We start from the raw sequence: 20,951 nt of genomic DNA, 5'->3' as shown, positions 1-20,951 counted from the left end.
ATTGCGGCACCCGACCATTGATGGGCAAGGCACAGCCGGATCTGGCCTAAGCCTTGCCGGCTAGCCGGTTCACGACATCGTGTCGAGCTTGCGCTGCATGGCCGCGATCTGGTCCTTCAACTGCTGCAGATCGTCGGATTTCTCCGGCGGCGCGTCCTTCCTGACCGGCTCAGTGGGGGCCGCGGCCGGCGCCGAGCCCGCGGGCGGGAAAGGCGTGAACAGCCGCATCGCGTTCTGGAACATTTCCATATTGCGGCGCGTCTGTTCTTCCAGTGCCTTGATCGGCGTCGCCATCTTCATCACATCGAGCGGCGACTTGCCGATGGCGCCCTTCATCTGCTCGCGAAAGCGCTCCTGTTCCTTGGAGAAGGCGATCATCGACTGTTCAAGGAAGCTCGGCACGATCATCTGCATCTGGTCGCCGTAGAAGGCGATCAGCTGGCGCAGGAACGGGATCGGCAGCATGTTCTGCCCATCCTTGTTCTCCAGCTCGAAAATGATCTGAGTCAGCACCGGATGCGTGATGTCGTCGCCGGTTTTGGCGTCCTGAACGGTGAATTCCTCGCCCTTCTTGACCATGTCGGCCAGATCTTCGAGCGTCACATAGGTGCTCGTCCCCGTATTATAGAGGCGGCGATTGGCGTATTTCTTGATAATGATCGGGTCGTCTTTTGCGGCCATCTGCATCCTCCCCGGACACCGGCACGCCTGAGTAAGCAGCCGGTAACGATTGCGCCCTTTTTGAGGATATGCGCAAAAGCCTCATAATTCCAAGCAGTTTGTGCAGTGCGGGATCATATAATGCTGCATAGCAGGCAAAATATGCTGCGCAGCAGCGGCCCGCCCGCCGGCATGGCGGCGCGCGACCTGCTTGGCGTGCATGGGCGCCATGCCGATTTCCGGTTTGACTTGGGTCATGGAAAGGGCAAGAAAAGTTGCCAACAATGCCTGAAAACACGACAGCTCGAAGTCTGGAGAAGAAAATGTCCTCTGCCAATTCCATCGTTGTCGCCAGTGCCGCGCGCACGGCCGTCGGCTCCTTCAACGGTGCTTTCGCGGCCACGCCGGCGCATGAACTCGGTGCTGTCGTCATCAAGGAGCTTTTGTCGCGAGCCGGTGTCGAGGCAGCCGAGGTCGACGAGGTCATTCTCGGCCAGGTGCTGACCGCGGCCCAGGGCCAGAACCCCGCCCGCCAGGCCTCGATCATTGCCGGCCTGCCCAAGGAGACCACTGCCTGGGGCCTCAACCAGGTTTGCGGCTCGGGCCTGCGCGCCATCGCGCTCGGCATGCAGCAGATCGCCACCGGCGACGCCAAGGTGATCGTTGCCGGCGGACAGGAATCGATGTCGCTGTCGCCGCACGCCGAGCACCTGCGCGCCGGCGTCAAGATGGGCGACTACAAGATGATCGACACCATGATCAAGGACGGCCTGTGGGACGCCTTCAACGGCTACCACATGGGCAACACCGCCGAAAACGTCGCACGCCAGTTCCAGATCACCCGTGACGATCAGGATCAGTTCGCGCTGGCCTCGCAGAACAAGGCCGAGGCCGCGCAGAAGGCCGGCAAATTCAAGGACGAAATCGTCGCCTTCACCATCAAGGGTAGGAAGGGCGACACCATTGTCGACCAGGACGAATACATCCGCCACGGCGCCACGCTCGACGCCATGACCAAGCTGAAGCCGGCCTTCGACAAGGACGGCTCGGTGACCGCCGCCAACGCCTCCGGCATCAATGACGGAGCCGCTGGCGCGCTGCTGATGAGCGAAGCGGAGGCCGCAAGGCGCGGCATCACCCCGCTGGTGCGCATTGCATCCTGGGCAACCGCCGGTGTCGATCCGGCGATCATGGGAACCGGCCCGATCCCCGCCTCGCGCAAGGCTTTGGAGAAGGCCGGCTGGTCGGTCGGCGATCTCGACCTGGTCGAGGCCAACGAGGCCTTTGCCGCGCAGGCCTGCGCCGTCAACAAGGGCATGGGCTGGGATCCCTCGATCGTCAACGTCAATGGCGGCGCCATCGCCATCGGCCATCCGATCGGTGCCTCGGGCGCCCGCGTCTTCAACACGCTGGTCTACGAGATGCGCCGCCGCGGCGCCAAGAAGGGCCTCGCCACGCTGTGCATCGGCGGCGGCATGGGCGTCGCCATGTGCGTTGAAGCGCTCTGAGAAAACGATGAGCGGGCGGCGCGAGCCGCCCGTTCAGAATCCAGTGCCTGCCAAGCCCGAAAACAGGGCGATATCAAAAAGGGGAAATGCATGACCAAGGTAGCAATCGTCACGGGCGGATCGCGCGGCATCGGCGCGGCGATCTCGATCGCCTTGAAGACCGCCGGCTATTCGGTTGCCGCGAACTACGCCGGCAACGACGAAGCGGCGGCGAAGTTCAAGGCCGAGACCGGCATCCCGGTCTACAAATGGTCGGTCGCCGACTATGACGCTTGCGCCGCCGGCATCAAACAGGTCGAGGCCGACCTCGGCCCGGTCTCGGTGCTGGTCAACAATGCCGGCATCACCCGCGATGCCATGTTCCACAAGATCACCCGCGACCAGTGGAAAGAAGTCATCGACACCAATCTGTCCGGTGTCTTCAACATGACGCATCCGCTGTGGAACGGCATGCGCGATCGCAAGTTCGGCCGCGTCATCACCATCTCCTCGATCAACGGCCAGAAGGGCCAGGCCGGCCAGGTCAATTATTCCGCCGCCAAGGCCGGCGACATCGGTTTCTCGAAGGCGCTCGCCCAGGAGGGCGCCCGCGCGGGCATCACCGTCAACGTCATCTGCCCCGGCTACATCGCCACCGAAATGGTCAAGGCCATCGACGAGAAGGTGCTCAACGAGCGCATCCTGCCGCAGATCCCGGTCGGCCGCCTCGGCGAGCCGGAAGAGATCGCGCGCTGCGTCGTCTTCCTCGCTTCGCAGGATGCCGGCTTCATCACCGGCTCGACCATCACTGCCAATGGCGGCCAGTACTTCGTCTGAGACGTCCAACGGCTTCGGATTGTGACGAACGGACCGGGGAACCGGTCCGTTTCCCCTGACGCCTTGGAGGCCGGAAAAATACCCCGCCACGGCGCGATGCCCCAATCCGGCACGCAAAGGTTAATGGCGACAGCGCCGTCTGTGCGAACCCTGTGGACAAGCCTGTGAATCCTCGGTGGATAAACTGTTCGCAACACAAGATATTGAGGGAACAAAACGGGAAAATCCCGTTGGCGCTGATTTGTCGCCGATTCGTTCCGGCTTTGAGCGGAAGTTAACGTTAATGCCCCGGAATCAGCTGTTTTTCCTTAACGGCAAATTCAGAAAGATTAACAATTTCATAATCTTGAGCGATAGCCCCCGACCTGCTCCGTTCATTTGCCGGCAAAGGTTAAGGACAAGGCTCACCCAGCATAAAACGGGCCAGTTCGACGATTCAGCATGTGGTGAGACTCAGCATCACAAAATCCATATGTAGCCGTGAACAAAAGCTGAATCTGAGCGAGTCGCCGATTCGTAGCTGATTCGTTCCAGACTCGTTCCATCAGTTAAGCAGCAGCCAATTTAGCGCCAGGCAGAGTTGCTTTCGAAGCTGCCGGTGGAACATTCCGCTTTCGCTTCGCGCCCGAAATCCCTATGTGTCGCCTGTCATACGCGCCAGTTGAGGCACGCTCCCGACAACCAGAGGCCAGAAAGCCTTATTTCCAGGTCGATGAACATCCAGCCGAAACACACTGAGCCGCTGATCTTGTCGGGCCGCGACGTGACCGCCGTGCTTGGCCCAACCAACACCGGCAAGACCCATCTCGCCATCGAGCGCATGGTGGCGCACGAAACCGGCGTCATCGGCCTGCCGCTCAGGCTGCTGGCCCGGGAAGTCTATGCGCGCGTCTGCGAAAAGGTCGGCGCCCACAAGGTCGCGCTGATCACCGGCGAGGAGAAGATCCAGCCGCCAGGCGCCAAATATTCGGTTTGCACCGTCGAGGCCATGCCGCGTGAGACCGACGCCGCCTTCGTCGCCATCGACGAGGTGCAGCTCGCCGGCGACCTCGAGCGCGGCCACATCTTCACCGACCGTATCCTGCATCTGCGCGGCCGCCAGGAAACGCTGCTGCTTGGTGCCGCCACCATGCATGGCATCCTGCAGCGCCTGCTGAAGGGCGTCTCGGTGGTGACGCGGCCAAGGCTGTCGCACCTGGCCTATGCCGGTTCGAAGAAACTGACCCGCCTGCCGCGCCGCACCGCGATCGTCGCCTTTTCCGCCGACGAGGTCTATGCCATCGCCGAGCTGATCCGCCGCCAGCAGGGCGGTGCCGCCGTCGTGCTCGGCGCGCTTTCGCCGCGCACCCGCAACGCCCAGGTGGCGCTGTTCCAGTCGGGTGATGTCGACTATCTCGTCGCCACCGACGCCATCGGCATGGGTCTCAACCTCGATCTCGACCATGTCGCCTTCGCCCAGAACCGCAAATTCGACGGCTACCAGTACCGTAATCTGACGGCGGCCGAACTCGGCCAGATCGCCGGCCGCGCCGGCCGGCATCTGCGCGACGGCACGTTCGGCGTCACCGGTCAGGTCGACCCACTCGACGAAGACCTCGTCAAGAAGATCGAGGGCCACGACTTCGATCCGGTGAAGGTGCTGCAGTGGCGCACCGCGCATTTCGACTTCGCCAGTCTCGATGCGCTGAAGCGCTCGATCGAGACCAACGCGCCGGTCGAGGGCCTGACGCGCGCCCTGCCGGCGGTCGACGCACAGGCGCTGGAATATCTCTCCCGCGACGAGGACATCCGCGCGCTCGCCACCGATGCCAAGCGCGTGGCGCTGCTGTGGGAAGCCTGCGCGCTGCCCGACTACAGGAAGATCGCGCCTGCCCAGCATGCCGACCTCATCGCCTCCATCTACATGGACCTCGCCCGTCATGGCCATGTCGACGAGAACTACATGGCCGAGCAGGTGCGCCGCGCCGACACCACCGAGGGCGACATCGACACGCTGTCGCACCGCATTGCCCAAATCCGCACCTGGACATTCGTGTCGAACCGGCCCGGCTGGCTGGCCGATCAGGCACACTGGCAGGAAAAGACGCGCGAAATCGAAGACAGATTGTCTGATGCGCTGCATGAGCGGTTGACGAAACGCTTCGTAGACCGCAGGACTTCCGTCCTCATGCGGCGCCTTAGAGAAAATACAATGCCTGAAGCCGAAATCAGTCCTACCGGAACCGTCCTTGTCGAAGGCCACCATGTCGGCGAGTTGCAAGGGTTCCGCTTCACCGCCGACCAGACCGCCGGCGGCGAAGACGCCAAGGCCGTGCGCACGGCCGCGCAAAAGGCGCTTGCCGCCGAGTTCGAGGCGCGCGCCGAACGCTTCGGCGCCTGCGCCAATGGCGACCTGGCGCTAGGCTCGGACGGCACGCTACGCTGGATCGGCGCGCCGATCGGCACGCTGGTTTCGGGCGAAGACGCGCTGAAGCCGCGCCTTGTGCTTTTGGCCGACGAACAGCTGACCGGCCCGGCGCGCGACAAGGTCGCCGCGCGCGCCGAACGCTTCGTCAATTTCCAGATCGAAACGCTGCTGAAGCCGCTCGTCGACCTGAAGAACGCCGACCAGATTTCCGGCATCGGCCGCGGCATTGCCTTCCAGCTGGTCGAGAATTTCGGCCTCATCAACCGCCGCGATATCGCCGAGGAGATGAAGTCGCTCGACCAGGAGGGTCGCGCGGCCCTGCGCCGCCTTGGTGTGCGCTTCGGCGCCTACCACGTCTTCGTGCCCGCTTTGATCAAGCCGGCCCCCGCCGGGCTGGTGACCTTGCTGTGGGCGCTGCAGAACGACGGCAAGGACAAGCCTGGTTTCGGCGACGTCGTCCACGCGCTGGCGTCCGGCCGTACCTCCGTGGTCATCGATCCTGCCTTCGACAAGGCTTTCTACAAGCTTGCCGGCTATCGCAATCTCGGCCGCCGCGCCGTGCGCATCGACATATTGGAGCGGCTGGCGGACCTCATCCGTCCGGCGACCAACTGGAAGCCCGGCCTCGGCCAGCGTCCGGACGGCGCCTATGACGGCCATTCCTTCATGGTGACGCCGCCGATGATGTCGATCCTTGGTGCCACCGCCGACGACATGGAAGAGATTCTCAAGGGCCTCGGTTACCGCGCCGAGCCGAAGCCGGCGGCGGAGGTGAAGGCGCGGCTGGAGGCGCAGGACACCGCCGCGCGTGAAGCCGCTGCCGCGAAACTCGCGGCGGAAGAAGCCGCGCGCGCCGAGCAGGCCAAGGCAGCCGAGGCAGCCGCTACGGACGCGGCCGCGGAGGCGGCGGTCGAAGGTTCGGAACCGGCTGTTGCCGAGACCGCGCTCGAAACTCCCGCCGAGGTCATCGCGGAAACGACAGCGGAGCCGGTCGCGGAAGCGCAACCGGAAGCTCCAGCCGAAGCCGTGGAAGAACCCGCTACAGAGGTCGCTGTCGCCGAAGCGGTTGCTGAACCTGTTGCCCCGCCGGAAGCGGAAGCCGAATCGGTCGAGGCGACGCCGGCGGAGCCAGTTTCCGAAGCTGCACCGGCGACGGAAGCGGTTTCGGACGAGCCTGCCGTGGTGGCCGAAGCGGCCGCCGGCGAGCCCATCGCCGAAGCCGAAGCGCCCAAGCCCATCCTGCTGTGGCGCCAGGGCCGTTTCGAACAGCGCCCCCGCCATCACGAAGGCCGCAACAACCGCCAGCGCAATGGACAAGCGCGCGGCCGAAACAATGCGCCCGCCGATGCCGCCGGCGCACCGGCCACGGCCGCGCCCGGAGAACGTCCCACCCATGAGGGGCGGCGCGATGGCGCCGGCAAGCCGCGCTTCGACCGTTCCAAGTTCAAGCCCAAGCCGCAGGGTGAAGGCGATCAGCGCCGTGACGGCCGCCCGCAGGGCGAGCGTCCCGAGCGCCGCGAAGGCCGACCCGACTGGAAGGGTGGCCGGCCCGAGGGCAAGGGCGGTCCCGATCGCGGCAAGGGAGGCGCAAAGCCCGCTTTCCAGCCAAAGCCGCGCGAAGAACGTCCGGTGCGCTTCGATCCGGATTCGCCCTTCGCCAAGCTCGCCGCCTTGCGCGACCAGCTGAAGAAGTAGGCTCGGAAGGGTTCGATGGTTGCCGAAGGCCGCCAGCGCATCGACAAATGGCTGTTCTTCTCGCGCGCGGTGAAATCGCGCTCACTGGCGGCGAAGCTCGTCGTCGCCGGGCGCGTGCGCATCAATCGCGACAAAGCAGCGCAGGCCTCCGATCTGGTCAAGCCGGGTGACGTGCTGACCATCACGCTCGACCGGCGCATTTTCGTCTGGAAGGTGCTTGGCGCGGGTGTCCGGCGCGGCCCGGCGGAGGAAGCCCGCACCCTCTACGAGGACATGTCGCCGCCGCCCACACCGAAGGGGGAGGCGCTTCCCGACGCCATACCGGCGCTGCGCGAGGCCGGCAGCGGCCGCCCGACCAAAAGAGAGCGCCGCCAGACCGACCGCTTGCTTGGTGACGATTGAGGCTTGCCGGCCAGACCGCGGGCCGAAATCCCCGGGCAACGGCGGGCGCAGGACGGAACCGAGCCCGGCAAACAAGATGCTCCACAAGACATCAGCCGCCCTCGCCGTGCCTGCCGGCTGGAATTCCATTCCGCCAACGCCGAAGCGGTCGGGCATGGCAACGCTTGCAAGCGAGAGACAAAGGCGTTACCTCACGGAAAAAGCCCAAGAAAACTGGCCCATTAAGCTGGGACGTCCCGGAGCCGACCGATGACCTATGTCGTGACCGACAATTGCATCAAATGCAAATATATGGACTGCATCGAGGTCTGTCCGGTCGACTGTTTCTACGAAGGCGAGAACATGCTCGTCATCCATCCCGACGAGTGCATCGACTGCGGCGTCTGCGAGCCTGAATGCCCGGCCGACGCGATCAAGCCCGACACCGAGCCAGGCCTCGACAAATGGCTGCAGATCAACACCGAATATGCCGAGAAATGGCCCAACATCACCGCCAAGAAGGAGCCGCCGGCAGACGCCAAGACCTTCGATGGCGAGGCCGGCAAGTTCGAGAAATACTTCTCCGCCGAGCCTGGCGAAGGCGATTGACAATACAGCCGTAAAGGCTTGTATGACGCAGCGTAACAGGCACATCGGATTAACCGCCTTGACAGGCGGCGATTGGTTGTGGCCTTCGCTTACGCAGCAAAACCTTGATTCTTCCGACTTTTTGTGCTACATCAGCGAAACATGCCGGTGACACAACGTCGATTTATGGCGCAGACGCCCCAAATCACTGAAAGGTGAAAATCCCATTCCGGACCAGAGCGATCTGGGTCAGGCGGTCGCAGTTCGTGCGGTTTGCCGGTCCCGACCTTTCCGGTGGGTTCATCTGTTGTGCGGCTAACGATCGGTTTCCCCGGTCGCACGAGTTCAGCCGGCACCGCCGCCGGCCCATAACAAGGAGTTCAGGGCGTAATGGCAACGATCACCCCGCAGAAGAAGTCCACTGGTGCGCGTCACGGTTTCAAGACCGGCGAGTATATCGTCTACCCGGCGCATGGCGTTGGCCAGATCGTGTCGATCGACGAGCAGGAAGTGGCCGGCCATAAGCTGGAACTGTTCGTCATCGACTTCCAGAAGGACAAGATGCGCCTGAAGGTGCCGGTCGCCAAGGCGACCTCCATTGGCATGCGCAAGCTGTCGGAAGAGGATTATGTCGAGCGCGCGTTGAAGGTCGTGCAGGGCCGCGCCCGCGTCAAGCGCACCATGTGGTCGCGCCGCGCCCAGGAATATGATGCCAAGATCAATTCCGGCGACCTGATCTCGATCTCGGAAGTCGTGCGCGACCTCTACCGCGCCGACAACCAGCCGGAGCAGTCCTATTCCGAGCGCCAGCTCTATGAAGCGGCACTCGACCGCATGGCCCGCGAGATCGCGGCCGTCAACCGCATGTCGGAAACCGAAGCCGTGCGCCTGATCGAGGTCAACCTCAACAAGGGCCCTAAGCGCGGCGCCAAGGCCGACAATGAGGAAGCCGAGCAGGAAGAAGCTGCCTGAGCTCTTGAGCCTTTAAGTTCACGAAAAACCCGGCCTCGCGCCGGGTTTTTTGGTTCTCGGACAAGGCAATGGCTGGGCCTATGCTTGACCTCCGCCTTCCTTCTCCGCCTCCTGCTTCAGCGTCGCGATGAAGCGCTTGGTCCGTTCGCGCTCCGGATTGCCGAACAAGGTCGCCGACGGACCCTGCTCGACGATGACGCCGGCATCAAGGAACACCGCCTCCTGGGCGATCTTGGAGGCAAGCCGCAAATCATGCGTCGCCATCACCATGGTCGTGCCTTCGCTGGCGAGCTTGCCGAGCACGTCGACCACTTCTTGCGCCAGTTCCGGATCGAGCGCCGAAGTCGGTTCGTCGCATAGCAGCACCTTCGGCGACGGCGCCAAGGCGCGGGCGATCGCCACGCGCTGCTGCTGGCCGCCTGACAGCGTCGCCGGCCAGGCATCCGCCTTGTGCGCCATCCCGACCTTTTCCAGCAAGGCGAGCGCCCGCTCGCGCGCCTTCTCAGGCGACCATTTCAGCACCGTCACCAGCCCTTCCATGACGTTCTCGATGGCGGTGCGGTGCGGGAACAGCTGGAAATTCTGGAACACCATGCCGGTCTGCAGGCGCAGCCGCCTGATATCGGCGGCCGGCACCTTGATGCCCGGGCGAAACTCGAGCGTCTCGTCGCCGATGCGCACCGTGCCCGAAGTCGGGATTTCCAGGAGGTTGATGCAGCGCAACAGCGTGCTTTTCCCCCCGCCCGAGGGGCCGACAAGTGCCGTGACGCTGCCTTCGGCGATCGCGACCGTCACGCCCTTGAGCACAAGATTGTCGCCGAAGCGCTTTTCGATGTTGGTGAGGCGGATCATGAGCGTGCCTCCAGGAAGCCGCCATAGCGGTTGAGCCGCTCCTCCAGCCGCGTCTGAAGGGCCGACAGCACCGAACTCATCGCCAGATAGAGGATCGCCGCCTCGACATAGAGGATCAGCGGCTCATAGGTGGTGGCGACGATGCGCTGCGCCGCCTGGAACATCTCGGGCACGGTGATGGCGGCGGCAAGCGAGGTGTCCTTGACCAGCGAGATGAAGGTGTTGGAGAGCGGCGGCACCGCGACCCGGCCGGCCTGCGGCAGGATGGTGCGCCGCATCGCCTGACTCCAGGTCATGCCGATCGAATAGGCGGCTTCCCACTGGCCCTTCGGCACCGAGCCGATGGCCGCGCGGATGATCTCCGACGTGTAGGCGCCGATGTTGAGCGTGAAGCCGATCAGCGCTGCGGTAAAGGCATCGAGCAGGATGCCGACCGACGGCAGGCCGTAGAAGATCAGGAACAGCTGCACCAGCAGCGGCGTGCCGCGGAAGATCCAGACATAGAAGCGCACGAGCATGACCAGCGGCTTCGGCCCGAACAGCCGGCCGAGTGCTACCCCGAGGCCAACCGTCAGGCCCAGCACGAAGGACAACAGCGTCAGCGGTAAAGTGAAGATCAAGGCGGCCCAGAGCAGCGAAGGCAGCGACTCCAGCATCAGTTGCAGCCAGTGCGGCACGAAAGACCCTCCAGAATGGTCGAGATGGCTTCATCGAGGCGCGAATGCGCCGGCCATATCACGACAAAAGCGGCGAGCCGTCAAAGACGGCCCGCCGCTGGATGCGTTGCAGGGGCGACGAACGGCCCCACTCAAAGTTACTTCGAAACGTCCTGGCCGAAATAGGTGTCGGCGATCTTCTTGTAGGTGCCGTCGGCCTTGATATCGGCCAGCGCCTTGTTGATGGCGGCAACCAGTTCCGGATCGCCCTTGCGCACGATGACGCCGGAATAGTCGGCGTTTTCCTCTTGCGCGGCGATCTTCACATTGGCGTCGGGCTTGTGCTTCTTGAAGTCGAGGAACGACAGGCTGTCATTGATGGTGGCGTCGGCGCGGCCGGTCAAAAGCAGCTGGATCGACTGGTCGAAGCCGTCGGTGCCGACCAGTTCGGCGCCGTTCGCCTCGGCCAGCTTGCCGAAGTTCGAGGTCAGCGACTGCGCCGACTTCTTGCCTTTGAGATCGGCGAAGGTCTTGATGTCGTTGTTGTCGCCGCGAACGATCAGCACCGCCTTGGAGGCGATGTAGGGATCGGAGAAATCATACTTGGCCTTGCGCGCATCGGTGATGCCGACCTCGTTGATGACGGCGTCGTAGCGCTTGACGTCGAGGCCGGCGATCAGCCCGTCCCACTTCCCTTCCAGGAACTCGACCTTGACACCGAGCTTGTCGGCGATCGCCTTGGCGATCTCAACGTCGAAGCCGACCAGCGCGCCGGACGCGTCATGATAGGTGAAGGGCGCGTAAGTGCCTTCCGTGCCGATCTTGATGATTCCGGCCTGTTTGATCTGATCGAGATTGGCGCCGGCATGGCCTGATGTGACCGCCAGGGCCTGCAGCGTTCCGGCGACGATAAGCGACTTGAGCCATTTCATTTTTTTGTGATCCCGTCCTTGGTCTGATGTCTGGCCTGCTGTGAGGGCTGGAAAATGACAGATGCCAGCCGAAAGAATAAGGAACCAGATTTCAAAAACAAAGAATTCCTGAAACCAAATTCTCTAAATATGATCTCTTGCAGCGTCTGACCGCCCCCGGCAACCGCGTCGAAATCGCCCGGACAGCAACCCTCGCCCGCCCGCGCCAGCGGAACCTTTCTCGCGCATGGCAGTTTTGGCTGTTCTAGGGCGCGACGCCGCGATTTCAACCGGTGCCCTGCCAAGTTCGTAACGTCGGTTAGATCGCCGGAGCCAGGGAGCGCCTCATGATGGAAGACACGGCAGGACGGATTATGGTCCGCGCGGCAATGAAGGCTCCCTACCTCGAACGCGACGAAGAACATCGGCTGGCCTTGCTCTGGAAGCAAGACAACGACCAGAACGCATTGCACAGCATCACTGTTGCCCATATGCGGCTGGTGATTTCCATGGCCTCGAAATTCCGCCATTACGGCCTGCCGCTCGGCGACCTGATCCAGGAAGGTCATGTCGGCCTGCTCGAGGCCGCCGCCCGCTTCGAGCCCGAACGCGAAGTGCGGTTTTCGACCTATGCGACGTGGTGGATCCGCGCCTCGATGCAGGATTACATCCTGCGCAACTGGTCGATCGTGCGCGGCGGAACCAGTTCCGCGCAGAAAGCCCTGTTCTTCAACCTGCGCCGCCTGCGCGCCCGGCTGGCGAACGGCGCCGAGCCGCTTTCCAACACGACCCTCTACCGCGAAGTGTCGGTGGCGCTTGGCGTCTCCGAGGCTGACGTGGCGATGATGGATTCACGGCTTTCGGCGCCCGACTCCTCGCTCAACATGCCGCTTGCCGACGATGCGGGCGCGACCGAGCGGATGGACTTCCTGGTTTCCGACGATCCCCTGCCCGACGAGATCGTCGGCGACAAGATCGATATCGCGCGCCGTTCGCTTTGGCTGCGGGAGGCGCTTCATGCGCTGAACGCGCGTGAACTCAGGATCATCGAGGAACGCCGGCTGAACGACGAGGGCGCCACGCTCGAGGCTCTCGGCGAGACGCTCGGTATATCCAAGGAACGCGTCCGCCAGATCGAGGCCCGCGCCATGGAAAAGCTCAAAGTGGCGCTGGTGAAGCAGAACCCGGAATTTCTGGCGACGGCCGCCTGACTTTCAACGGCACGGCACAAGAGTGCGGTCAAAACTCGCTCCGCTGAGTCGAATGGCGTGGTTTTCGAGAACCGGAGCGGAGTGGTCTCTAAGTCCATGAGCACCGGAAGCACAGAAAGCCGCGGCAAGCGTCCAGCGAAGTGAGTTTGCAGCGTACTCTTATTTGTCGGTGACGATCTTGACCTTGTCGCCGGTCGAAACCGCGGCGCCCGGCGACAGCGCGTTGAGCACCCGGAACAGATCGAGCTTGCGGTCGACGCCGACCATCTGCGCGGCGAGCGAGCCCATGGTCTGGCCCGGCTGCACGGTAAGCACGCGGATATGCAGCGGCTTCAAGGCCGCCTTTTCAGCGGCACTCAGGATACGGAACGACCCGCTGACAGAGCGTGCCACCGTCTCCAGCGAGGTGCTGGCCGAGGGTGCCGCGGTGAGCAGCCGGTAGACCTGGCCGCCGGCACGGATCACCGCGATGTCGAACTGCCAGCCTTCGGCACTGGCATGCGCCGTCGCGGCCTCGTTGCCGTTGATGGTTTCCTGCTTGACGCTGCTGTCGTCCAGACCGGCCACCCAGCCGCTTCTGATGTAGTCGGTCAAGGCGCGGTTCTTGTCGATCGAAACGCCGTCGAAGCGGATCGCTATGTCGCCAGGCCCGGTCGCCGTCACCGCCGCCGCCGAATTGTCGATGATGAAACCGTCCGGCACCGTGAAGGACACGCCGAGGCCCGGATGAAGGAAGGTCTCGCCACGCACATAGCCTTCCTCCGGCGTATCGCCATAGAGCAGGCCGTCTATGCCGGCGAGGAAGGAATCGCGGTCGCGCGTGCCGACACCGGGCGCGCCGAACTGGCGGGCATGGCGCTGCGCCAGGTCGATGCGCTGCGGCGTGTTGGGGTGCGTCGCCAGAAAGTCGAGGCTGGCGTCGGTGGCGCCGCTGATCGAGCGGAAATCGGTATAGGCCGACATCGACTGCAGGAAGCGGCCGGCGGCATAAGGGTCGTAGCCGGCTTCGCCGATCGACTTGATGCCGATGGCGTCGGCCTCCAGCTCCTGGTTGCGCGAGAACTGCGCCAGCCGGAGCTTGCCGCGGATCAAAGCCGCCTTGGCGGTCGGGCTGTCGCCGAGCACGTCGGAAACCACTTTGGTCGCCAGGCCTTCCTCGGCCTCCAGCTGCTGGCGCTGCAGGCCGTGATTGGCGGTGACGTGGCCCATCTCATGCGCGATGACGGCGGCGAGCTCGGACGAATCATTCGCCAGCGCCAGCAGACCGCGCGTGATGTAGAGATAGCCGCCCGGCAGTGCGAAGGCGTTGACGTTGGGCGAATTGAGGATGGTGATGCGGTAAGTCTGGGTCGGGTTCGCCGACACAACGGTCAGATTGCCGACGACCTTGGCGACCATGCGCTCAAGCTTGGGATCGGAATATTCGCCGCCATAGGTCGCCAGGATGCGCGGATGCTGCGCCTTGGCCAGTTCGGCGAGCTTGTTGTTGGCACTGACATTGTCGACCGTGATCGGCTTGTCGGACGGTTGGAAGCCGGATTCCTGGACTTCCGGAGGCGTGAACATCTGGCAGCTTGCGAGCGCCACGGCAAAGCCGGCCAGCGCCAGAAAGCGCGCTAGCGGGTTCATTCGTAGCTTGTCGACGCCGATCGCCAGAGCGGCTTCCTTTCAGGTCCCGGCGCATGACCACGAAAATCGGGGGCGATCTCCGGAACCTGTCATGCGCAAAAACAAATTTCTACGGTACTCGTCACACGTCCCTAGGGGCGTGTGACGAGTACCGTAGGCAAATCACGGCTTGTGCCAAACCAATAGGGCGGACCTAGCCACACTACTTCTGCCATGGCAAGCAAGCGCCCCGTTGCCTGATACCGGTTTGACCGTAAATTATGTCCGCTTCCGGGCAATATCTCGTGATACGGCATTGCCGGCACCTGCACCGACATAGCGCCGGAACGCCTCCGGACCAGCCCCAACAAAGAAATCGTCCGCGCTGCCGGTGGCCGCGACGGCGCCATTGTCCAGAAACACCACATTGCGGCCAATGCGGCGGGCGTCCTGTGGCTGGTGCGTGACGAACAGCACCGTCATGCCGCGCTCCGCATGCACGCCGGCAACCAGGTCGAGCATATCGTCGCGTAAGGCAGGCCCGAGCGAAGCGAAGGGTTCGTCGAGCAGAAGCACCGGGCGATCGCGCACCAGCACGCGCGCCAGGGCGACACGCTGGCGCTCGCCGCCGGAGAGTTCGCGCGGCAGCCGCTTGTCCTTGCCGCCAAGGCCTGTGCGTTCCAACGCTTCGGCAATGGCGGTTCGATCGGCTTCGGTCAGCCGCAGCGATGGCGAGCGGCCGAGCCCGACATTCTGCTCGACGGAGAGATGCGCAAAAAGGTTGTTTTCCTGAAACACCATCGACACCGGCCGTGCGGCTGGCGGCGCTGCGCCGACATCGGCCCCGCCGATCAGCACGCGGCCCGACTGCGGCGTCTCGAAGCCGGCGACCAGATTGAGCAGCGTCGACTTGCCCGAACCGCTCGGCCCCATGATGGCGGTGATTTCCGCCGCCGCGAACGCGACATCGAAGGTGAGCGGCGCCTCGCCATAGCTGAACGAGACCTTGTCCAGCCGCACCGGAACACCCTTCCCTCTCATCGCTCCGTCAGACATTGCGGACCTTGTCTCTTCCCAGCCAGTCCGCCGCCAGCACCAAGGTGAGGCAAACGAGGCCAAGCAACAGCGCCAGGCCGGCGGCGTCCTGCGTGCGGTAGCTGCCCATGCGCGCCAGGAGAAGGTAAGGCAAGGTCTGCACGGAATCACTGCCGAACAGCGCGATAACGCCGAGATCGCCGAGCGACAGCGCCATGGCGAAGGCGAAGGCGGTGGCGAGCGGCCGCCGCAATGACGGCCAGTCGACCAGCCGCAGCCTGGCCCAGCCGGAAATGCCGAGCTGCGCGCAGAGCCGTTCGTGGCGCTCGCTCGCCGCGTCATAGGCGGGACGGACGGCGCGCAGCGCGAAAGGCATCGCCATGACAGAATTGACGGTGACGACCATGACCGGGGCGATGGCAAAGACATCGCCGGCATGGCGCAGCAGGAGGAACCAGCCGGCTCCGATGACGATCGGCGGCACGACCAGCACAAAACCGGCGCCGGTATCCGTGGCGTGTTCGAGCAGTGTCCTTCGACCGGCGCGGCGCCTCAACGCGAGTGCCCGTCGCGCCATGGTCAGCGCCAACGACAGCATCACTGAAAGCAGCGCCGACAGGAAAGCGAGCACCGCACTGGTCAGCGTCGCCTGCCGGACAGCGGCCTCGCCGGCGAGCCGGCCGAGATCGGCGCCCAAGCCTGCCGAGACGGTCGCGGCCATCGGTCCGATAACGAACAGCAGCGCCAGCACGATGAACACGGCGTTGAGTGACGCCTCGGTCGTGTCGACGGAGAGATAACGGCGCGGCGCCACTGGCAGGGTGGTGTCGCCGACGACATTGGCGCCAAGCCGCGTCAGCGCCAGCACCACGATGAAGGTCAAGGCAATCTGCAGCAATGTCAGGGCGACCGCCCGCGCCGGATCGAAATCGAAGCGCAGCGCCTGGTAGATGCCGACCTCCAGCGTCGTTGCCGCCGGTCCGCCGCCAAGCGTCAAAACGATGGTGAAGGAGGTGATGCAGAGCATGAAGACCAGCCCGGCGACACCCGGCAGAGCGGCGCGCAGCGTCGGCCATTCGATCAGCCGGAAGGCCGGCCGCGCCGCCATGCCGAGCTGGCTTGCCAGCCGCCACTGGTCGGCGGGTATCGTCTGCAGCGCCTCGAGGAACAGGCGGGTCGCCAACGGCAGGTTGAAGAAGACGTGGGCGACGAGAATGCCGGACAAGCCATAGATGCCTGGCCAACCCTGGCCGCCGACGGCGCTGAACAGGCCGGCGAAATAGCCGGCACGGCCGTACAGCGCCAGTATGCCAAGCGCCGCGACGATCGCCGGCAGCGCCAGCGGCACGGCGAAGAGTTGCAGGATGAAGGCGCGGCCGAAGAAACGCGGATGCCGCGACAGGGCGCGCGCCACGAACAGCGCCGGGATCACCGAAAGCAGGGTCGAGAGGACTGCCTGCCAAAGCGTGAAGCGCACGACGCGCAGCAGGTAGGGATCGAAGGCCGCCCAGGCTCCCGAAAAATCATGGGCGCCTTCGACGAGCAGGCCCGCGAATGCGCCGCCGATCAGCAGCGTGATCGCGGCGAGCGCGATGATGCCGGCGCTGACGCGTGAATCCGTGGTTTGCGCCGGCGTCACCACTCTGCCTATTTGCTCATCACCGCCAGCCATTCATCCACCCAGGCCTTGCGGTTGGCGGCAACCTCTTCGGGGCTGAACAGCAGGGTCTTGGTCGGCTTGACCAGCTTGTCGAAGGCCGGGTTGAGCGGCTTGTCGGTCTTTCCGGCCGGGAACATCCAGTTGGTCTCCGGGATCGCGTCCTGGAATTTCGGCCCGGTCATGAAGGCGATGAATTTTGCCGCCAGCGGGTTCTTGGCTCCGTTCGTGGTGATTCCCGCGACCTCGATCTGCAGATATTCGCCCTCCTCGAAAGAAGCGGCCTGGTAGCGCTGCGTGTTCTCGGCGACCATGTGATAGGCCGGCGAGGTCGTGTAGGACAACACCATCGGCGCCTCGCCCTTGGTGAACAGGCCATAGGCCTCGCTCCAGCCCGGCGTCACGGTCAGCACCTTCGTCTTGAGCTTGGCCCAGGCTTCCGGCGCCTTGTCGCCATAGACCGACTTCACCCACAACAGCAGGCCGAGGCCCGGCGTCGAGGTGCGCGGATCCTGGATGACGATCTTGTCGTCGGCACTGCCTTCGACCAGTTCCTTCAGGCTCTTCGGCGGCGTCTTCAGTTTTTCGGTGTCGTAGACGACGGCGAAATAGCCGTAGTCGAAGGGAACAAAAGTATCGTCGCTCCAGCCACCCGGCACGTTGACATCGGAGACCGCGCCATGCGGGGCAAACAACCCGCTAGCCTTGGCATCGGCGGTGAGATTGGTGTCGAGGCCAAGTACGATGTCGGCCTTGGTTGACGCGCCTTCTAGCTTGACGCGGTTGAGCAGGGCCACGCCATCGGCGACCGAGACGAACTCTACGTCGCAGCCGCATTCGGCCTCGAATTCCTTCTTCACCACCGGGCCTGGCCCCCAGTCGGCGGTGAAGCTTTCATAGGTGTAGACGGTGAGCTTGTCCTTGGCCAAGGCCGGCCCGGACAGCGCCACGACCATGGTCGAGACAAGAGCGTATAAAAGCGTGCGCATCGGCGCCTCCTTCGTTCGAATTGCAAGGAATTGAGGCGCCGGACTGTCCGAAACGTCTAATCCCTCCGCCGGTACAAACCGGATCAGGTTCAGCGGGTTGGCGAGACTGCCTCTCAGCCGGTCCGCGAAGATCGCGTTCGGCACCCCGTTAGAGCGTTTCGACACATAGGCCGGGCCGGGGAACCGCGCAAGTGGCAGTTTGCCGGCCTTCCGTTTCCGCTGCCGGGCTGGTACAGGCCACCGGATATGAGCACATTCACCATCCTGCTTGGCGGCGATCTCATCCGCACGCCCCGGCTCGACCGCCAGGTCGACGGCTCGCGCATCATTGCCGCCGACGCCGGCATCGGCCATGCCCGGCTGCTCGGCCTTGTGCCGGAACTATGGGTGGGTGATTTCGATTCGGTGCCGGCCGATCTCCCCGCCGACCTCGCCGCAGTGCCCCGCCGAACCTTCCCGGCGGAGAAGGACAAGACCGACGGCGAATTGGCGATTGCCGCAGCCCTCGAGCGTGGCGCGACTAGCCTGGTGCTGGCGGGCGCGTTCGGCGGCAAGCGCGCCGACCACGCTTTCCTGCATCTGGCGCTCGCCCTGCGCCTGGCCGAAGCCGGAACCGAGGTGCTGTTGACCAGCGGCGCCCAGGAAGGTGTCCCGTTGCTGTCGGGAACGGCCGGCTTCGACTATGCCGACGGCACGCTGTTTTCGATCCTCGGCTTTTCCGAACTTGCCGGCCTGACCGTCACCGGCGCCAAATGGCCGTTGAACCAGGTCGTAGTGGCGTTCGGCTCGTCGCTGACCATTTCCAACGAGGTCCGGGGCCGCCTCGACATCGCGCTCGGCCACGGCCGCGCGCTGCTGCTCGCGCATCCGTATCCACTACCTGAAAGCTGACATGGCCCCGCCTCTTCTCAATCTCGACGGGATAAGACTGACCTTCGGCGGCACACCGCTGCTCGACGGCGCCGCCTTGACGGCTTCGGCCGGTGACAAGATCGCGCTGGTCGGCCGCAACGGGTCCGGCAAGTCGACGCTGCTTAAGATCGCGGCCGGCCTGATCGAGCCGCAGGACGGTGAGGTGTTTCGCCAGCCCTCGGCAACCGTCCGCTATCTGCCGCAGATGCCCGACATGGAAGGTTTCGTCACCGTGCGTGCCTATGTCGAGGCGGGCCTCGGGCCAGCCGACGATCCCTACCGCGCCTCCTATCTCATGGAGCATCTTGGCCTCACCGGCGAGGAACGGCCGGGTGATCTCTCAGGTGGCGAGGCCAGGCGCGCAGCCCTGGCCCGTGTCATGGCGCCGGAACCCGACATCCTGCTGCTTGATGAGCCGACCAATCATCTTGACCTGTCGGTCATCGAATGGCTGGAAGAGGAGCTCGTGCGCACCTCCTCGGCACTCATCGTCATCTCGCACGACCGCCGCTTTCTAGAGCGCGTGTCGCGCGCCACCGTCTGGCTCGATCGTGGCCAGACCCGCAGGCTGGACAAGGGTTTTGGCCATTTCGAGGAATGGCGCGACCAGGTGTTGGAAGAGGAAGAGCGCGAGCAGCACAAGCTTGGCCGCCAGATCGTGCGTGAAGAACACTGGCTGCGTTATGGCGTGACGGCGCGGCGCAAGCGCAACATGCGCCGCCTCGGCGAGTTGCAGACCATGCGCCAGCGTTTGCGCGGCCATAGGGGCGCCGAGGGCACCGCGACCATGGTGGCGAGCGACGCCGCCGAATCCGGCAAGCTGGTGATCGAAGCGAAGAACATCGAGAAGAGCTTTGGCGACCTCACCGTGGTCAAGGGCTTCTCGACCCGCATCCAGCGCGGCGATCGCGTCGGCCTCGTCGGACCGAACGGCGCCGGCAAGACGACGCTTTTGAAGATGCTGACCGGCGAATTGGCGCCGGATGCCGGCTCGGTGCGGCTCGGCACCAATCTGGAAATCGCCACGCTCGACCAGAAGCGCGAGGCAGTCGACCCGCAGGAGACGCTGGCGCAATACCTCACCGACGGACGCGGCGAAAACCTCGTCATCAATGGCGAGCAGCGCCATGTCGTCTCCTACATGAAGGATTTCCTGTTCAAGCCGGAGCAGGCGCGCACGCCGGTGCGCGAACTGTCCGGCGGCGAGCGGGCGCGGCTGATCCTGGCGCGCGTGCTGGCCCGGCCGGCAAACCTCCTGGTGCTCGATGAGCCGACCAACGATCTCGACATGGAGACGCTGGAACTGCTGCAGGAACTGGTCGCCGGCTTTGCCGGCACCGTCATCCTGGTCAGCCACGACCGCGATTTCCTTGACCGCACCGTCACCAGCATCATCGCGCCGGACGGCGGCGGCCGTTGGGTCGAATATGCCGGCGGCTATTCTGACATGCTGGCGCAACGCGGCGGCACCAGGCTCGACGACCGCAAGGCGCGGGCCAAGGCTGAAGCGGCCGATGCGCCGGCGCCTGGCAAGAGCGAACCGGCGGCCCCGAAAGGGCCGGCGAAGAAACTGTCGTTCAAGCAGAAATTCGCCCTGGAATCGCTCCCCAAGAAGATCGAGGCGGTGACCGCGTCGATCTCGCGGCTGGAGAACAACATCGCCGACCCGGCCTATTACGAGCGCGATCCGGCCTCCTTCCAGAAAACCATCGCCGCCCTCGACAAGGAACGCGCGACGCTGGCCGCGCTCGAGGAAGAGTGGCTGGAGCTGGAGATGCTGCGCGAGGAGATGGAAGGGTGAGGAGCGTTCGGCCGTAGGCCAATCGATCGACAACGATTTGTCGATTGAAGCGACGAACGGTGAAAGCCCGGTTCGCCTTCAGGCGAATCGAAAGATCCAGTGGACCTTTGGAACGGATTGAACGCCCGAAGGCCTGGGAGCCATTAGAGCGGTTCACGGCTTGATGGAATCGAAGGGGATTCCCGATTTGTCGGTTTTGTGATTCAAGATGCTGGCTGGAGTGGAGGCCAGCATCTGATGACCCGACCTCTTTCCAATGATCTTCGCGAGCGGGTTGTGGCGGCGGTTTTGG

At 64.2% G+C, this 20,951-nt stretch carries 17 protein-coding genes and 1 riboswitch; of the genes, 9 read left to right on the top strand and 8 right to left on the bottom strand.

Going from position 1 to position 20,951, the window contains the following annotated elements; all coding sequences use genetic code 11:
* Nucleotides 1-69 precede the first annotated feature (69 nt).
* Entirely contained in the window at nt 70-681 is a 612-nt protein-coding gene (gene phaR, locus AB4Z43_RS25260; protein ID WP_027047491.1) for a polyhydroxyalkanoate synthesis repressor PhaR, read from the bottom strand.
* Between the two features lie 302 nt (nt 682-983).
* On the opposite strand from phaR, the gene AB4Z43_RS25255 reads away from it, so the two are divergent.
* The 6 genes from AB4Z43_RS25255 (at nt 984) to AB4Z43_RS25230 (ending at nt 9,027) form a co-directional block, all read left to right on the top strand.
* Complete coding sequence (locus tag AB4Z43_RS25255; RefSeq protein WP_020629066.1) at nt 984-2,168, top strand: acetyl-CoA C-acetyltransferase; 1,185 nt, start codon at nt 984-986, stop codon at nt 2,166-2,168.
* Between the two features lie 90 nt (nt 2,169-2,258).
* Nucleotides 2,259-2,984 carry an acetoacetyl-CoA reductase gene (phbB, locus tag AB4Z43_RS25250; protein WP_019861703.1) on the top strand — a complete coding sequence of 242 codons (726 nt, stop codon included), beginning with the start codon at nt 2,259-2,261 and terminating at the stop codon, nt 2,982-2,984.
* A gap of 712 nt (nt 2,985-3,696) precedes the next feature.
* On the top strand, nt 3,697-7,086 hold the full coding sequence (locus AB4Z43_RS25245) for a helicase-related protein (RefSeq protein WP_441939363.1): 3,390 nt from the start codon (nt 3,697-3,699) through the stop codon (nt 7,084-7,086).
* Nucleotides 7,087-7,101: 15 nt separating this feature from the next.
* Nucleotides 7,102-7,488 carry an RNA-binding S4 domain-containing protein gene (locus AB4Z43_RS25240; protein ID WP_019861705.1) on the top strand — a complete coding sequence of 129 codons (387 nt, stop codon included), beginning with the start codon at nt 7,102-7,104 and terminating at the stop codon, nt 7,486-7,488.
* Nucleotides 7,489-7,737: 249 nt separating this feature from the next.
* Complete coding sequence (fdxA, locus tag AB4Z43_RS25235; RefSeq protein ID WP_008873823.1) at nt 7,738-8,076, top strand: ferredoxin FdxA; 339 nt, start codon at nt 7,738-7,740, stop codon at nt 8,074-8,076.
* A 369-nt stretch (nt 8,077-8,445) separates the two neighbouring features.
* On the top strand, nt 8,446-9,027 hold the full coding sequence (locus tag AB4Z43_RS25230; RefSeq protein WP_010911999.1) for a CarD family transcriptional regulator: 582 nt from the start codon (nt 8,446-8,448) through the stop codon (nt 9,025-9,027).
* A gap of 78 nt (nt 9,028-9,105) precedes the next feature.
* Here AB4Z43_RS25230 and AB4Z43_RS25225 read toward each other — a convergent pair whose 3' ends face one another.
* From AB4Z43_RS25225 to AB4Z43_RS25215, 3 genes are all read right to left on the bottom strand, one after another.
* Nucleotides 9,106-9,879 carry an amino acid ABC transporter ATP-binding protein gene (locus AB4Z43_RS25225; protein ID WP_441939360.1) on the bottom strand — a complete coding sequence of 258 codons (774 nt, stop codon included), beginning with the start codon at nt 9,877-9,879 and terminating at the stop codon, nt 9,106-9,108.
* The gene (locus AB4Z43_RS25220) at nt 9,876-10,556 is read right to left on the bottom strand and encodes an amino acid ABC transporter permease (RefSeq protein ID WP_441939358.1); all 681 of its coding nucleotides are present in this window, start codon (nt 10,554-10,556) and stop codon (nt 9,876-9,878) included. The genes AB4Z43_RS25225 and AB4Z43_RS25220 overlap by 4 nt, the downstream gene beginning before the upstream one ends.
* Nucleotides 10,557-10,693: 137 nt before the next feature.
* Nucleotides 10,694-11,467 carry an amino acid ABC transporter substrate-binding protein gene (locus AB4Z43_RS25215; RefSeq protein WP_019861708.1) on the bottom strand — a complete coding sequence of 258 codons (774 nt, stop codon included), beginning with the start codon at nt 11,465-11,467 and terminating at the stop codon, nt 10,694-10,696.
* Nucleotides 11,468-11,793: 326 nt separating this feature from the next.
* On the opposite strand from AB4Z43_RS25215, the gene AB4Z43_RS25210 reads away from it, so the two are divergent.
* On the top strand, nt 11,794-12,657 hold the full coding sequence (locus AB4Z43_RS25210) for an RNA polymerase factor sigma-32 (RefSeq protein WP_019861710.1): 864 nt from the start codon (nt 11,794-11,796) through the stop codon (nt 12,655-12,657).
* Nucleotides 12,658-12,816: 159 nt separating this feature from the next.
* Here AB4Z43_RS25210 and AB4Z43_RS25205 read toward each other — a convergent pair whose 3' ends face one another.
* The 4 genes from AB4Z43_RS25205 to thiB form a co-directional block, all read right to left on the bottom strand.
* Nucleotides 12,817-14,286 carry a M48 family metalloprotease gene (locus AB4Z43_RS25205; RefSeq protein ID WP_019861711.1) on the bottom strand — a complete coding sequence of 490 codons (1,470 nt, stop codon included), beginning with the start codon at nt 14,284-14,286 and terminating at the stop codon, nt 12,817-12,819.
* 258 nt (nt 14,287-14,544) lie between these two features.
* Entirely contained in the window at nt 14,545-15,321 is a 777-nt protein-coding gene (gene thiQ / locus AB4Z43_RS25200) for a thiamine ABC transporter ATP-binding protein (RefSeq protein WP_064981194.1), read from the bottom strand.
* Nucleotides 15,314-16,972 (bottom strand): thiamine/thiamine pyrophosphate ABC transporter permease, encoded by a 1,659-nt coding sequence (gene thiP / locus AB4Z43_RS25195; RefSeq protein WP_064981197.1) that lies wholly within the window; start codon nt 16,970-16,972, stop codon nt 15,314-15,316. The genes thiQ and thiP overlap by 8 nt, the downstream gene beginning before the upstream one ends.
* Nucleotides 16,948-17,946, bottom strand: a complete 999-nt coding sequence (gene thiB, locus AB4Z43_RS25190) for a thiamine ABC transporter substrate binding subunit (RefSeq protein ID WP_019861717.1) — start codon at nt 17,944-17,946, stop codon at nt 16,948-16,950. Before thiB ends, thiP begins: the two co-directional genes overlap by 25 nt.
* A 43-nt stretch (nt 17,947-17,989) precedes the next feature.
* A riboswitch (TPP riboswitch) is annotated at nt 17,990-18,104 on the bottom strand.
* 88 nt (nt 18,105-18,192) lie between these two features.
* On the opposite strand from thiB, the gene AB4Z43_RS25185 reads away from it, so the two are divergent.
* Nucleotides 18,193-18,837, top strand: coding sequence for a thiamine diphosphokinase (locus tag AB4Z43_RS25185; protein ID WP_019861718.1), 645 nt, complete (start codon nt 18,193-18,195; stop codon nt 18,835-18,837).
* 1 nt (nt 18,838) lies between these two features.
* Entirely contained in the window at nt 18,839-20,659 is a 1,821-nt protein-coding gene (locus AB4Z43_RS25180) for an ABC-F family ATP-binding cassette domain-containing protein (protein ID WP_064981198.1), read from the top strand.
* Nucleotides 20,660-20,951: the final 292 nt, after the last annotated feature.

The sequence above is a fragment of the Mesorhizobium sp. 2RAF45 genome (assembly GCF_052115225.1).
GTDB classification, from domain to species: Bacteria; Pseudomonadota; Alphaproteobacteria; order Rhizobiales; family Rhizobiaceae; genus Mesorhizobium; species Mesorhizobium jarvisii.
The sequence above is the reverse complement of the archived record's forward strand: the minus strand, read 5'-3'. Positions and strand labels throughout refer to the sequence as shown.